The sequence below is a fragment of the Adhaeribacter rhizoryzae genome (genome assembly GCF_008629685.1).
In the GTDB taxonomy this organism is placed as follows: domain Bacteria; phylum Bacteroidota; class Bacteroidia; order Cytophagales; family Hymenobacteraceae; genus Adhaeribacter; species Adhaeribacter rhizoryzae.
In genome coordinates, this window is sequence record NZ_VWSF01000011.1 from 140,569 (window position 1) to 156,464 (window position 15,896).

General features: G+C 46.9%; 6 protein-coding genes. 3 read left to right on the forward strand and 3 right to left on the reverse strand.

Going from position 1 to position 15,896, the window contains the following annotated elements; all coding sequences use genetic code 11:
- Positions 1 to 426: 426 nt before the first annotated feature.
- Positions 427 to 1,335: a lytic transglycosylase domain-containing protein gene (locus F0145_RS15045; RefSeq protein ID WP_150089335.1), complete on the reverse strand. Its 909-nt coding sequence runs from the start codon at positions 1,333 to 1,335 to the stop codon at positions 427 to 429.
- Positions 1,336 to 1,544: 209 nt separating this feature from the next.
- Complete coding sequence (locus tag F0145_RS15050) at positions 1,545 to 2,633, reverse strand: glycosyltransferase (protein WP_150089337.1); 1,089 nt, start codon at positions 2,631 to 2,633, stop codon at positions 1,545 to 1,547.
- Between the two features lie 402 nt (positions 2,634 to 3,035).
- On the opposite strand from F0145_RS15050, the gene F0145_RS15055 reads away from it, so the two are divergent.
- Both F0145_RS15055 and F0145_RS15060 read left to right on the forward strand, forming a co-directional pair.
- Positions 3,036 to 6,380 carry a SusC/RagA family TonB-linked outer membrane protein gene (locus F0145_RS15055; protein ID WP_150089339.1) on the forward strand — a complete coding sequence of 1,115 codons (3,345 nt, stop codon included), beginning with the start codon at positions 3,036 to 3,038 and terminating at the stop codon, positions 6,378 to 6,380.
- 46 nt (positions 6,381 to 6,426) lie between these two features.
- Positions 6,427 to 8,154, forward strand: coding sequence for a RagB/SusD family nutrient uptake outer membrane protein (locus F0145_RS15060; protein WP_150089341.1), 1,728 nt, complete (start codon positions 6,427 to 6,429; stop codon positions 8,152 to 8,154).
- Positions 8,155 to 8,222: 68 nt separating this feature from the next.
- Here the strand turns inward: F0145_RS15060 and F0145_RS15065 are convergent, their stop codons facing one another.
- The gene (locus F0145_RS15065) at positions 8,223 to 10,724 is read right to left on the reverse strand and encodes a penicillin-binding protein 1A (RefSeq protein WP_223816090.1); all 2,502 of its coding nucleotides are present in this window, start codon (positions 10,722 to 10,724) and stop codon (positions 8,223 to 8,225) included.
- A gap of 658 nt (positions 10,725 to 11,382) precedes the next feature.
- Here F0145_RS15065 and F0145_RS15070 point away from each other — a divergent pair.
- Complete coding sequence (locus F0145_RS15070; protein WP_150089343.1) at positions 11,383 to 15,795, forward strand: S8 family serine peptidase; 4,413 nt, start codon at positions 11,383 to 11,385, stop codon at positions 15,793 to 15,795.
- Positions 15,796 to 15,896 lie beyond the last annotated feature (101 nt).

Sequence of the window (15,896 nt, forward strand, 5' to 3'; positions counted from 1 at the left end):
TTTTAAAAAGCAGAACTTAAAAATAACAAGAATATTTTGTTATAAACAAATCTAAAGCCACTATAAAAAAGAAAAATGCCTTAGCTTACTCGTAAAGTGGTTTGGTTCTGTTTTACCGGATATTAATTCCTGTAAGATTCGTTTACGTGTAAAGCTTTAGCAAAAGATTAGGGCTAAACTATTTTTTCTGCTTTATTTTGGGTTTGCGCTTCATGAAGCTTTATTCCAGTAAACCCGCGCTTAAAGAAAATACCTGTTTTATTCTATAGAATAATTGCAATTACCGGTATACAATGCTTTAGCGCAGGAATATAATTAAGTAAATATAAAAAAGGCCACCCGGAAACGCTTGTTTTGGGTAGCCTTTTAACTGTGCTGTATAAATTATGGGCTTTATTGCGAATTTTAATTGGTTAAAAGTGTATATTATTCTTTGGCTGCTGACGCCGGAATTAAAAGCGTATAGCGGGAGGTAGTATCGTTAATAGTAAGTTTGTAGCCGCGAAGCCACGGGTTGTGCAGCCGCAAGGTTTTGTAGTTGGTGCCTTGTGCCAAAGCAAATTCGGGTAAATCTGTAATGGTGGTGGCTACAGTTAGGGCTCGGGTAGGCGTAGCAGGGTAGCTATCGGCGTCCATCATGCTGAAGCCATACCGTTTAGGGTTTTCCAGTACTTCTTTTAACGCTAATATCCGGAATAAATAGCGCGATGTTTCATCGTTCAGGTACAGGTCGTAGTAAGAAGTTACTTTTTGGGTTTTAAAAGCAGCATCGAGGCCGCCCGCTCCCCGGTTATAAGCGGCCGCCGCGCTGGTCCAGGAACCAAAGCGTTTATACCCGTATTTCAGGTGTTTACAGGCGGCTATGGTAGATTTCTCAAAATGATAGCGTTCGTCAACTTCGTCGTTTATGGTTAGTTTCAGGGCTTGAGCCGTAGCAGGCATTAGCTGCCATATACCCACCGCACCTTTAGGCGAAGTAGCATTGCTTAATAAACTTTCGGCCAGCGCTAAATATTTAAAATCGGGGTGCATGTCGTTTTCGCGGAGCAAACGGTCTAATTCGGGTAAATAACGTTGCAGCCGTTTTAGGGCCAGTAAGGTATTCGAATGAAAGTAAGCTGTGGATTGCAGTTCGCGGTCCAGGCGCTCGGCTACATCTGGTATTTCCAGGGGCACTGGTTCGCCGGCAAAGGTTAAAGATTGGGGCAACGGAAACGGACGGTAAACGCCACTACCGGGTTGACTGGGTATTACTTGCTGGCTGCACAAATTTACCACTCCCAAAAGGCAGGCCAGTAAAAACAAATATTTCCAGTAGGGCTGTAATTGCATCATCAGAGTTTGCAGGTTGGTTTTGGGTGTTTACGAATAAACGGCTAAATGCGGTTCCGATTGCTTTTAAATCCGATAAAATGGCTTCGGCTTAAGTTAAATGTATTTTATTTGGAGCACTAGCACGGTTAAAACAACATGCTGCCGGGCAGTGGCAATATTTTGCATTCAGCACTTTAGGGTAAATTTAAAGCGATATATTAGGTCGAGATCTAATTTTTTAGGGGCAGCAGCTTTTTGAGTTTTTGCTTTAGTAAAGAGCCGTTGTAACGAAAATAATAATTGGCGTGCCGGTAAAAAGGCGCCCATCTAAGTTTAAATAACGCTGCTGCTGTAGGCTGGTAATAAGCATAAAGCGGCGAAGATTGGTAAATTTTAAACGCATTAAACCCAACTGCGGCATGTTGCAGGCATTGCCGAAATAATAATAAACCCAACGTGTAGCCCAAAGCAGCCGGCAGCAATAATTTTCTTTTATTATTTGCTTCCAGTAAGTAGGTAAACCAATTTATAGCTTGGCTAAAAAATAATTCATTCGGTTCCCAGGGGTGGTACCAAAGCTGGTTATGGTAATTAAATTCTTCGGGGGTGAGCTGCAGGCTGAGTAACTGAAACGCTTCTGCCCGAATTTTACCCGCATTGGTTACCTGCAGGCTTTGGTGCTGTTTAGATACCTGGGTGCCGGAATCGCGGTAAAGCAGCAGCGGCTCGGCCAGGTTTGCCCCTTGCGTTACCAGGAGCATATCCAGCCAAAATTTATAGTCTTCGGCAGCTTGGTACTGCGGCTGATAACTTAAATTATTAGCTAGCAATACCTGGCGCCGCATAATTACTGCCGGGTGGGCAAAAGGGGTATCAAATATTAAGAAGCTCTTTATTTTGTCGTGCTCCAGCGCAAAAGTTTCGGTATATATTATTTTGTTGTGTTTAAAATGATTTATGGCCGAGCCCAAAATACCTACTTCCGGATGCGCCTCCATAAACCCGACCTGCTTTTCAAGCCGGTTCGGCAAGCTAATATCATCGGCATCCATGCGGGCAATATATTGGCCCGTAGCTAGCGCCAACCCTTTATTTAATTGCGCGATTAAACCAATATTTTCCGGCGAATGCATAACCCGCAGGCGATTGTCGTGGTAACGGCCAATAATGGCAGCGCTGGCATCCGTAGAACCATCATTCAGAAGCAGCAGCTCAAAGTGCGGGTAGGTTTGGTTTAAAATGCTTTCTATGGCTTCTGCCAGGTATTTTTCGGCATTGTAAACGGGCATCAGCACCGACACCAGCGGGTAAGTATTCATAAACTAATCAGGAAACATCAAAAAAATAATACCAAGCTATAAAAATTTGCCGCACGAAAGAAATAATTTCTGTAAGCCAAGGTGGTGATCTGCTTCCTAAAGTAAACTGGCTGCTAATATTTGTTCATACAACTTTTAAATCGTTCAACTCTTTTTCAGTAGCCGTTTGCCCGTCTGTTTGGTCGCTTATAACCGGTAAGGTATTAATAATGAGTAAGATAATTTAGTTAAATGCAATGTAAATTGTTTATAAGTAATAGCTGTTTATTAATAAAAATTCAAAGAATATCTATATAAAATATTAAAAATGTAAATTTTTTACAAGTAATATTTATATATAGAAAAAATACCTTAGAATTCATTAAATTTTACAATCCAATCTCACCTAAACACCCATTTCCCATGTCGAAAAAAACAAAAAATTCCCAGCAATGGCAGCGGAATATTTGCCTACTGGTTTTTGCCGGTTTTTTGGCAAATAGCCCTCCTGCAGCGGTATTTGCTGGTACTAATGCCAAAGCGGGTACTAAAATTACTGCTTCCCATCTTTTAACGGCCGATAAACTGGTTGTCTGGCCAATAACCGGTCGGGTAACTTCACCAACCGGCGAACCTTTGCCCGGCGTTACGGTGCTCCTGAAAGGCTCCTCTACCGGCGCTACCACCAGCCCAGATGGTTCTTACAGTTTAAGCGTACCGGAAACGGCTGGTACCCTGGTATTTTCTTTTATTGGCTACGCTACCCAGGAGAAAAATTTTTCCGGGCCCGGCACCGTAAATATAACGCTTACAGAAGATGCCAAAGCGCTACAGGAAATAGTGGTAACGGGGTATACCGCCCAGTCTAAAAAAGATATTACCGGTGCCGTATCTACCATTGATGCCCAGCAATTATTATCTACGCCATCTACCAACCTGGGGCAAGCCATGCAGGGTAAAGTAGCCGGGGTAACAGTAGGCAACGAAAACAGTCCGGGGGGCGGCGTGATGGTGCGCATCCGGGGTTTTGGTACCATTAACGATAACTCGCCGCTGTACGTGGTAGATGGCGTACCCACCAAAGGCAACCTGAATACCCTGAACCTCAACGATATTGAGTCGATGCAGATTCTGAAAGATGCCTCGGCGGCTTCTATTTACGGTTCGCGGGCAGGTAACGGCGTGGTAATTATTACGACCAAAAAGGGTAAAGCGGGTAAACCCATGTTTACTTACGATATGTACTTTGGCACCCAGCGGCCCGGCAAGTTCTTAGATATGCTGAATACCCAGGAATACGCCCGACTAGTATGGGAATCGCGGAAAAATGCTGGCGCCGTAGGGCCTAACGGCAACCCGGTGCACGCGCAGTTTGGCAACGGGCCGGAGCCGGTAATTCCGGATTATATATTTCCGGCCGGCGCCATGGAAGGCGACCCGCGCGTAGCCCAGGATGCCAACGGCAATTATATTAACTACAGCAATAATATTGATGCCGCCGACTTTAACCGCACCAGGTGGATGATTACCAAAGCCAATAAAGCCGGTACCGATTGGATGGACGAAATATTTGATCCGGCTCCTATTCAGAATCACCAGCTAGGGGTTTCGGGCGGCAACGAAAGCGGCCGGTATGCCATGTCTTTAAATTATTTCGACCAGGAAGGCATTATGATTTATACCGGATTTAAACGTTATTCGCTGCGCGCCAATACCGAGTTTAATGTGAACAAACGCATCCGAATAGGCGAGAACTTCCAGTTTGGGCATAGTAGCCGCATTGGTCAGCCCAGCGGTAACAACAGCGAGAGCAACCCTATATCTTTTGCTTACCGCATTCAGCCCATTGTGCCGGTTTACGATGTGTCCGGAACAACCTTTGCCGGTACCCGGGGTACTGACCTGGATAATTCGCGCCAGCCCGTTGGCGATTTGTGGCGGAATAAAGATAACGACCAGAAAGAACTGCGCTTATTTGGTAATGCTTACGCCGAAATAGATATTCTGAAAGACTTAACGGCCAAAACCAGTTTCGGGATTGACTACAATACCTATAACTTCCGCAATTATACCATCCGCGATATTGAATCGGCCGAGGCCAGGGGCTCTAACAGTTTGCAAACCACCAATAATTACGAATGGACCTGGACCTGGTATAACACCCTGGCTTACACGCTTAACCTGGGCGAACGCCACCGGTTTAATTTCCTGATTGGTACTGAATCGATTAAAGATTATTACGAATTTTTTGATGCCTCCCGTACCAACTTCTCTTCCGACGATATTGAGAACCGTTATTTAAGCGGCGGCACGGGCGTACAAACCAATAATGGCGGCGCTTCTAACTGGGCTTTAGCTTCGGAATTTACCCGGGTAAACTATTCGTTCGGCGATAAATATTTACTCGAAGGTACGTTGCGTCGCGACCGTTCTTCGCGGTTTGCGCCGCAGTTCCGGACAGCTATTTTTCCGGCGGTAAGCGCGGGTTGGGTTTTCTCCGAAGAAACTTTTGCCCAAAGCCTAACCACCTGGCTTAATCGGGCTAAGTTAAGAGCCGGCTGGGGACAAACCGGAAACCAGGAAATTGGTAATTATAATTCGGTTACCCAATTTACCACCAGCCCGGCCAACTCTTTCTACGATTTAAACGGTTCGCGCACCTCGGCAATACCGGGTTACGAGCTAACGCAGTTTGGCAACGCCCGGGCTAAATGGGAAACCACTACTTCTACTAATATTGGCCTGGATTTAAGTTTACTGGGCAATAAAATAGATGCTTCTTTCGATTGGTATACCCGCCTTACTACCGATATGCTGTTTCCGGTGCCGGCACCGCTTACCGCCGGGGTAGCTACCGCGCCTTTCCAGAATATTGGCTCAATGCGCAACCGGGGCGTAGATCTGGCTTTAACTTATAGCGGTGAGGCCATGGATAACCAGTTTACCTATAGCATTACCGGTAATGTAAGTACCTACCGCAACGAGGTAACCAAAACCACCGGCGACCCCAATACCCAATATTTTGGCATTAACGACGAACGGATTCAGAATTTTGTGGTAACCCAGCAAGGTCATCCTATTTCTTCTTTCTTTGGATACACCCTGGATGGTATTTTCCAAACCGACGATGAAGCCGCGGCCGCGCCTAAAAACAACCTGGGCACTAACCAGAATAAAGCCGGCCGCTTCCACTTTGTAGATATTAACGGCGATAAAGTTATTAATACCCAGGATTTATCGATCATCGGTAACCCGCACCCCGATTTTACTTATGGCCTGAATATTAATGTGAACTACAAAAACTTTGGTTTAACTTTATTTGGCCAGGGCTCGCAAGGGAACGAAATATTTAACTACGTAAAATATTGGACCGATTTCCCGACTTTTGGCGGTAACCGGAGCACCCGCATGTTGTACGATTCGTGGCGGCCCGGTAAAACCGATGCTATTCTGCCCCAACTCACTTCCAGCGACCAGGTAAGTATTTTGCCTTCTACTTATTACCTCGAAGACGGATCTTATTTCCGGATGCGGAACGTGCAGTTAACTTATACCTTGCCCCAAACCTTGTTTACCAAAATTGGCTTAGGCAGCGCCCGTGTGTATTTGCAGGCACAGAACCTGTTTACCATTACCGATTATTCCGGCATGGACCCCGAAATAAACCTGCGCAATTATACCTCGGGTAACGACCGTCAGATTGGCGTAGACGGCGGATCTTACCCGGTAGCCAAGCAATTTCTGATAGGGGTAAATGTTAGTTTTTAAGTAGGGCAGTTTCCTCTTATTTTCTGTTAAGTAAATTTTTAAAGAAATGAAAAAGACTACAATTATAATAAGTGCGGTGCTGCTGAGTATAGTTAGCGCCTGCTCCGATAAATTTTTGGATGTACAACCCAAGGCCGCTTTAAGCGGTGGGGCCCTGCAAAACAGCAAAGGCATTAATTCTTTGCTGGTAGGCGCCTATTCTTTGCTCGATGGCTGGGCCACCGCCGAAGGGGCTTACCGTTCTTACCAGGCTTCTGCCGATAACTGGGTTTATGGCAGTGTGGCTTCGGATGATGCTTACAAAGGTACCATTGCCGGCGATCAGCCACCTATTTCGTTAATTGAGCAGCATAATATTGCCTCCGATAATATTTATTTCCGGGGCAAGTGGCGGGGCATGTACGATGGCATTGCCCGCACAAACGATGTACTTCAGAATTTAGTAAAAGCCACCGATGTATCAGAAGCAGACGCTAAGCAAATTACCGCTGAGGCTAGGTTCTTACGGGGGCATTTCCACTTAGAGCTGAAGAAAATGTTTAACAACGTGCCGTATATTGATGAAACCATTTACGACCCCAACAACCTGGAAAGTACCAAGCAGCCCAATACCACCGATATTTGGCCGAAAATTGTAGAAGATTTAACTTTTGCCTACAATACACTACCAGCCAAACAAGCGCAACCCGGCCGGGCTAGTAAGTGGGCGGCCGCCGCTACATTAGCCAAAGCGTATCTTTTTCAGCAGAAATACACCGAAGCCAAGCCTTTGCTCGAAGCTATTGTAAACAGCGACCAGTTTAGGTTAGTAGATCGCTACCACGATAATTTCAAGGCGGTTACGAATAATAATGCGGAGTCTATTTTTGAAATACAAAATTCCGTGAACGATGGGGCGCCGGGTGGCGAAAACGGCAATATTGGCGCTACGCTTAATTACCCTTACGGCGGCGGCGGCGTAACTACCTGCTGCGGGTTCTTTCAGCCTTCGCAAAACCTGGTTAATGCTTTTAAAACCAGTGCCGATGGTTTGCCCTTGCTCGATACCTTTAACAGCAGCGACGTCAAAAGCGACCAGGGCATAGAAGCCACGCAACCATTTACCCCCGACGAAGGTACTTTTGATCCGCGCCTGGACTGGACCGTTGGCCGGCGCGGCATTCCGTTCCTGGACTGGGGCGTACATCCGGGTAAAACTTACGTGCGCGACCAGGCTTACGGCGGACCTTATTCGCCTAAAAAACACGTGATGTACCGCACCGATGTGGGCACAAATACCTTTGCCGGTAACCCGCGCTTAAACGCCAATAATTACCGCATGATTAGGTACTCGCACGTATTGCTTTGGCTGGCCGAAGTTGAAACCGAATTAGGTAACCTGGACGCCGCCCGGGGCTACGTAAACCAAATCAGAAGAAGAGCCGCCAACCCCGATGGCTTCGTGAAAAAGGCCGATGGTACCCCGGCCGCTAACTACGTAATAAAAGAATATACCGCCCCTTGGGCCGATAAGGCCCAAGCCAGAAAAGCCATTCAGTTTGAGCAGCGGCTAGAATTTGGCATGGAGGGCCACCGGCGGTTTGATTTGGTGCGCTGGGGCATTGCCGACCAGGTACTGAACGCTTACTACGCAGTAGAAGGCAACAAGCGCTCTTATTTAAAAGGGGTACAGTTTGTAAAGGGTAAGCACGAATATTTCCCGATTCCCATACAAGAAATATTAAACAGCACCGTAGCGGGCAAACCTACTTTAACCCAGAACCCGAATTATTAAATATTGAGAATAAATATTTTACAAAAAGCTCTTGGTTAAACAGGAGCTTTTTTGTTTCTGTGGCTATATCAATCCCAGAATCTTCCCCGGCCTTTCTTTTTCTCTTTCTCTTCTTTTTTCCGTTCCTTCCGTTCTTTCTTTTTGCTTTTAAATACATCAAAAAGTTTATCCAGGAAAGATGTTTGTTTAATAACGGCAGGCTGTTCGGCCAGAAAAGAAGGACAATTTAAGCGTTGTTGCAACTCAGGTGGTAAAAGGGGAAAATGGCTGTTGCGCCAGTTAGCAAATTCCCGGTCGCGGACCACGCGGCTCATAAAATCGCCCCAAATAGGTAAAGCCGTGTTAGACCCTTGTCCCAGGCTTAAGGTTCGGAAACGTACGGCCGGGTTTTCCGCGCCTACCCACACGCCGGTTACCAATTGGGGCGTAATGCCAATAAACCAGCCATCGGCGTGGTCCTGCGAAGTGCCGGTTTTACCCGCAATATCCAGGGTTAAGCTAAATTCTGAACGGAGCCGGTTAGCCGAACCTTCTTGTACAACGCCTTTTAGTAATTCCAGCATAGTAGCGGCGTGTTCAGTAGCTACCGCTTTTGCTACGCCTGCGCCGGGCCGGTGTTGCCGTAATATTTTACCGTTACGGTCGGTTATTTTGGCAATGTAAACTGGTTTTATGCGGTAGCCATTATTAGCAATAGTAGCGTAAGCCGTAACCAGTTCCAGCAGCGATAAATCGGCGGTGCCTAAGGCCAGCGACGGTACTTTGGGTAATGGGCTCTGAATACCCAAGCGCCGGGCCAGCGAAATAGTGGGTTCCAGGCCGGTTTTCATGAGCACCTGCGCCGAAATAGTATTTACCGAGTGCGCCAGCGCACCCCGCATCGAATATTCGCCGCCGTATTTATTATCGGCATTATGCGGCGTCCAGTTGTCGCTTTCGGTGTAGGTTTGCAATTGGTTCGGGAAATAAGTGCAGGGCTCCAGGCCTCGTTCCAGGGCCGCGGTATAAACAATGGGCTTAAACGTAGAACCGGCTTGGCGGCGCGAGCGCACATGATCGTATTTAAACGTATGGTGATCGATACCGCCCACCCAGGCCCGCACGTAACCGGTTTCGGGTTCTACGGCCAGCAAGCCGGTATTTAAAAAGCGTTCGTAGTAGCGCAACGAGTCGTTGGGCGTTAGGGTGCGCTTAATGGTGCCGCGCCAGCTAAATAAATTCATTTCTTTTGGTTGCCGGAACTGCTCCTGAATGGCTGCATCGGTTAAGCCGGCAGCTTTTAGTTTCTGGTAATGTTTAGAGCGCCGCATGGCAGCCCGCATTATTTCGGGGTTGTTGCCCCACGGCGAGCGGTTTTTCCAGTGCGCATCAAACTGGCTTTGCAGGCGGGCCATTCGTTTGCGCATAGCGCGTTCGGCGTGGGTTTGCATACCCGCGTGCAAGGTGGTATATATTTTCAGGCCATCGGTGTATAAATTATAAGGCTTGCCATCTGCTTTTACTTGGGTAGCGCACCATTTTACCAGCTCCAGGCGCAACTGCTCCCGAAAATAAGGGGCCAGGCCATCGTTGTGAGTTTCGTAACGGTATTTTAATTTCAGGGGCAGGTTCTTTAAAGAATCGGCTTGGGCCGGAGGGAGGTAACCGTATTTAGCCATCTGGTTCAACACTACGTTTCGGCGTTGCCGCGATTTTTCTAAATTCAGACGCGGGTTGTAGGTAGTGGTGGCTTTTAGCATGCCAATTAAAACGGCCGCTTCTTCGGTTTTAACCGAGTCGGCAGTGGTATTAAAAAAGCGCCGGGCCGCCCGCTCAATCCCGAATAAATCACCGCCCATGGGTACGGTATTCAGGTAAAGTTCTAATATTTCGGTTTTAGAATAAATATTTTCGAGCCGACGCGCAATTATCATTTCGCGCAGCTTATTAATGGGCGTACTTAAGAAATAATATTGCCGGCGCGGATATAAATTCTTAACTAATTGCTGGCTAATGGTACTGCCCCCACCCGATTTTTCTTCCTGCAGTAGCATGGTTTTAAATAATACCCGCAGCAAGCTCCGGTAATCTACGCCACTATGGTCGTAAAAGCGCGCATCTTCGGTGGCAATTAATGCTTTTACCGCCGTCGGCGAAATATTTTCGAAGTTTACATTGGTGCGATCCTGGATGTAGTAGCGGCCCAGCAAAATATTATCGGTTGAGTATACTTCCGAGGCCGTATGGTTTTGCCGGGCTTTAAGCGCAGTACGGGAGGGTACGCGCCCAAATAAACCTACGTAAATTGCCAGGTATAAGCCCACCCAGAAAAGTAGAACCAGTAAAATTAACTTGTACGCCCCCCGGAGAACCGGTTTAAAGTTACCTGTTCGTAGATTTCGCCAATTAAAAGCCCGGAGATGCTGCCATTGTTTTTGCCAATAAGCAGCGCTTAGTTTAGATTTATGCCTACCGTTAAATACACCGGATTGTGGGCGGAAGAATCTGGAAATTGGGTGTAGCAAATATTGCCCGATAAATTGCCCAATTGCCCGCAGGGTAAGCCAAACACGTTTTATAAATTTATTCAACTAAAGCTAACTTAATAATATTGCTATTCCCTTTCTTAAAACCAGTCATTATCATACAATTTATTTACTAGTTCCAGGTGCATAAACGGTTTTAAATGAATATTTAGCTAAACTTCTGGTATTGGCTGCCGAACTCCTTGTACTGCCAGGTTTAAAATTATTCTAGCAAAATAAAGGCCTGTATTAATTATACAAGCACTTTTGCCAAACTATATTATAATACTACAATGAGTTCTTGGTTTTTGCTTATTTTTTTACCTAATTTATAGTTCTTTCGTGGTGACAGTTAATGTATTACCCGGTAAATAGCCGGAATACAAAAAACAGGAACATCTTATACAAAAGAATATTTTTCCAATTGCGTGTATAAATCAGGTTGTATTAATAAATATAAACCAACTGATTATTATTTGTCCGAATTATTTAAGCCGTGTAATCGTCTTTTTATCAAGTATTTAGTTTGATAATTTGGTGCATATTTACCCATAGCTTGGGCAGTAGTTAATCTGGGCTGGCTAAGATTATTCCGTTTTTATAAAACAATTACTTGTATGCCGGTTTGGCATACATTTTAACCTCAAATCCAGGTGCCTAGGTTGTTGGGTGCCCGCATTTACTTTTACAACACGTTTTTCCCGCCTAAACTATATGCATCACCATGAAACACCTTTATCTTCTTTTTCGGTATCAGACTACCCGCTTGGTGGCACCAGTCTGTTTTCTGTGGCTGGCGGCTTTTAGCTGGCTTGCTTTGGGGCCCCGGCTAGCGCTAGCCCAAACTACTTCTTTAGATGACCTTACCATTACCCCTAATTGCACCAAATATGTAGGCAATAATAAGTTTGTGGTAAGCTTTGGCTACACCAATAAAGGTAAGGCTGACTTAATAATACCCGAAACAGGCAGCTTATTATCCGGCGAAGGGGAAAAGCCTATAGGCAAACCTTTAACTGTTTTTAAACCCGGTCGGGTGCAAAATGCTTTTGACGTGGAATATGATGGCCGTAAAATCACCTGGACCATTAGCCTGCCCAATGGCAAATCCCGAACAGTTTCTACCAGTGCCAATGCTAGTCCGTGCCCTACTACGGGCAATATTGTGCCGGGCTATGTGCCGCCGGCCCTGAAAACCAATACCAAACTGGGTTCCGAACTAACTTCGCTGGTCCAAAATCCTAACCCAAGTATACCGCCTTCCGAAGATGTTTTTCAGTTTCAATCTAATTATGTGCTGATAGAAGTAATTGCAAATGCCGGGAAATACGATGCTTTGTTAGCAAAACTGAAAGACCTGGACAGCGACCCGGTAGCTTATGGGTTGCTCGGCAATAATATTTACAATGCGCCCAACACCCTCATTATAACCGGCTATTTCCCGGTGGCTAACTTACTCAAATTAAATAATTTACCCGAACTGGTTAATTACGTAAGGCCGGCTTTTACCCCTATTTCTAATGCGGGCAGCGTAACCAGTGCCGGCGATTCGGCTCAGCAATCAGGTTTAGCGCGGCAGGCTTTTAAAGTGCAGGGCGAAGGCGTGAAAGTAGGTGTAATATCGGATAGTTATAACAACCGGGGCGGAGCCGCCCAAGACGAACGTACCGGCGATTTACCCGGCTCGGGCAGTTCGCTTAATTCGGTACCGGTACAAGTTTTACAAGATTTAAGAGATGGTAGCGGCACCGATGAAGGACGGGCTATGCTGCAAATTATTCACGATGTAGCGCCCAAAGCAACACTGGCTTTCCGGACTGGCTTTATTAGTGCCGGCGATTTTGCTAATGGTATTATTGAGCTTAAAAATGCTGGCAGCAATATTATTGTAGACGATATTACCTATATAACCGAACCATTTTACCAGGATGGAGCCGTAGCTCGCGCCGTTAACCAAGTTAGTAGCCAGGGCGTAACTTATTTTTCGGCCGCCGGGAACTACGGTGTAAAGTCTTACGACAATATTTTTACCCCCGCTCCGGCCAACAGCCTGGGGCAGCCGCACGCTTTTGGTACCGGCGATGTATTGCAGCGGCTTTCCTTACCAGAGGGCAAATATACCATTATGCTGCAATGGGATAATCCGTTTTATTCTTTAGGCCAAACCGCTACCGGCACTACCACCGATTTAGATATTTACCTGGCCAATGATGCGGGTACCCCAATTTACGGGTTTAACCGGAACAACCTGGGCGGCGACCCCATAGAAATATTGCCTTTCCGGGTTACTGCCGGCGGCGCCATTACCAATCTTATGGTGGTAAAAGCGGCCGGTTCGGCTAGTGCCAACGTGCGGTTTAAATACGTGATTTTCCGCGGCGATGCCGGTATTTTGGAATACAATAATAATACTTCTACCATTGTGGGGCAGGCCAATGCCACCGGCGCGATTACTGTAGGCGCAGTTTTATACAAAAATACGCCGGCTTTTGGCCAGAACACCCCCACCGTTGCTTCCTTTTCGTCGAGAGGCGGAACGCCTGTTTTGCGCGACCTGAACGGCAATCCTATTAGTCCAGCCTTGCGGGCCAAGCCCGATATTGTAGCCCCCAATGGCGCGAATACTACCGTGCCAGTAGGCGGCGACGGCACCATTGATAACGATCAGTTTCCGAATTTCTCGGGTACATCGGCCGCTGCTCCCCACGCGGCCGGTATTGCGGCCTTGCTGCAAAGTGCCCGCAATAAATTTTACGGAACAACGGCTACCCCCGCTTTTTTAAACCCAACCCAGGTAAAAGATATTTTAACCCAAAGAGCGCTGGATATAGAAACCACTGGGTTTGATGTGCTGAGTGGGTACGGTTTTGTGCAGGCCGATGCCGCTTTAAGTTATTTGGCTAATCCGGCAGCGGTACTATCGCGGTTAGTTTTACCGCCCGCAGTAACCCCAACCACGCCGGTTACTACGCCTTTTGTAGTAGCCGTAGAAGGCAATTATTTATCGGCTGGCTCCCGGGTTTTACTTAACGGTACCGAATTAAACCAAAGCAATTTCCGGTTTGTAAACGCAAAGCGGTTAGAAGTAACGATTGCTTCCTGGCCAGGCGGTAATCCTTATATTCAGGTGCAGAATCCGGCAACGGTACCCAACGGCAACGATGGCGGCCTGTCGAATGCGCTTTATTTCTTCAACCGGACTGTGGTAACAGTTAAAGCCAGTAACGCTACTAAATATTACGGTGAGCCCATGCCGGCTATTACGGCCACTATTTCGGGTTTGCCGGCCGGCGTTACCGAAGCTCAGGTTAAACAGTATATCAATATTTCGAACCCAGCCAATGGCACCACCGACCAAGGCGCTTTTCTGGATGCCGGTACTTATCTCTTGCGCCCAACCTTAACTCCGCTGCCCGATGGCCTGACCGGCGAACTAAAAGAGGTGCTGACCAATCCGGCTAAATACGCGCTGGTGTTCTTAAACGGCACGCTCCAGGTTAAAAAAGTCCCGCTTACCATTACGCCCAATAATCTTAGTTTGGCTTACGGCGATAAAATTCAGGGCATCACGTTTAACTATGCCGTTGGTGCTGTTCCGGTTTCTGATGCGGTAAAAACCGCCTTGGTAAGCAAAGCCGCCGCCGCCCATACCGCCGCCCTAAAATATACCACCGACCAGAATGCTACGGCTATTGTAGATGGCACCGCCCTGGTAGATGGCACGGCGCTAGTAGACGGAACTGCTTTGGTAAACCGGAGTGCTTTGGTTAGTGCCACGGCCTTGGTTAACCGCACCACCCTCTCGAACGGTACAGCTTTAGTAGACGGCACCGCCCTGGTAGATGGCACGGCTCTAGTAGACGGAACGGCTTTGGTGGATGGCACGGCTTTAGTAGATGGCACAGCGCTGGTGGACGCAACTGCTTTAGTAGACGGAACTGCTTTAGTAGATGCCACGGCTTTGGTGGATGCTACGGCACTGGTAAATGGCACTGCCCTGGTAAATAGCAATATTGTAAATGCCGCTAGTAACACCAATGCCATTATTATTTACAGCCCCGGCGAACGCATGCTTTCAGATGTGTATGCCATTAACCTGATTTCTGGTATTGCGGTAACGAAGGAAACCGAATTTCACTGGATTGTGCCGGGCGCATTGCTCTCGTATAACTTTGATGTGGCGTATGGCTTAGGCAAGCTTAAAGTAAACCCCAAAACCTTAATCGTTAAAGCCGATGACAAAGTAATAGATTTGGGTGCCCCGCTGCCGCCGTTTACCTCCACCGTAACCGGTTTTGCTTATAATCAAACCATAACTTCTAACAACCCCGGCACCACTATTCCCCTATTTTCCGGAGCCATTAGCTACAGCTTAAATCCGCCGCTGCCTATAACCAGTGCCGGCACTTACGCGATTATGCCTGGTGGTTTAACGGTTAATCCGCCTAGCGCAACCAGGCCGGCCAATTACGTTGTTAATTATGTAAACGGTATTTTGGGCGTAAATCCCATTGGTGCAGGCGTAAAAGCAGTTAAACCTATTCTGGAATGCGTAGAAGATATTGGCGGTGGTAAATATATTGCGCATTTTGGTTACGACAATGGCAACAAAGGGCCCGTTTATATTCCGGCAGGCGCGCTTAATACTTTAGTAGGAACGGGTGTAATTCAGGTTATTGGCGGGCAATTGCCTACACTTTTCCGGCCAGGGCTAAATACAAGACAACTGGCCGTGGTTTTTAATGGCTCTAAGCTAACCTGGACCTTAACCAGCAACAACAACACCCGTAAAACTGCCGTGGCTTCTGATGCGAGTTCTTCCTCAGCGCGGTGTAAAAGCTCCTCTGGCCTGGCGGCCTTGGCTACCCGCGACCAAACCGCAGAAGCTGATCTGAAGGCAGCTCCCGAAATAGCCGCTTACCCCAATCCGGTTTCAAATATATTATCGGTAACTCTCGGCAACTTGCCGGAAAGCAGAATTACCTTATTCGATATGCTGGGCCGGGTTTGTATACCTGCGCAACAAGTAAAAGCAAATGCGGTGGCCCTGGATCTGAGCCGTTTTAAAGCCGGTGTATACCTGCTGCGCATCGAAAGCGGCGACCAATTGAAGCAACTGAAAATTATTAAAGAATAAATATGCTACCTGGTGCTTTCGGTTAAATCCCGAACGCGTTTCTGTTACCGGCAAAGCTAACTTAAATAGTGGGCTTTGCCGGTGCTGCTTTGGGGTGCGTT

Coding starts and splice junctions, on each gene's coding strand:
- F0145_RS15070 (WP_150089343.1), top strand. CDS start 11,383: ATGAAACACCTTTATCTTCTTTTTCGGTATCAGACTACCCGCTTGGTG.
- F0145_RS15055 (WP_150089339.1), top strand. CDS start 3,036: ATGTCGAAAAAAACAAAAAATTCCCAGCAATGGCAGCGGAATATTTGC.
- F0145_RS15050 (WP_150089337.1), bottom strand. CDS start 2,633: ATGAATACTTACCCGCTGGTGTCGGTGCTGATGCCCGTTTACAATGCC.
- F0145_RS15045 (WP_150089335.1), bottom strand. CDS start 1,335: ATGATGCAATTACAGCCCTACTGGAAATATTTGTTTTTACTGGCCTGC.
- F0145_RS15060 (WP_150089341.1), top strand. CDS start 6,427: ATGAAAAAGACTACAATTATAATAAGTGCGGTGCTGCTGAGTATAGTT.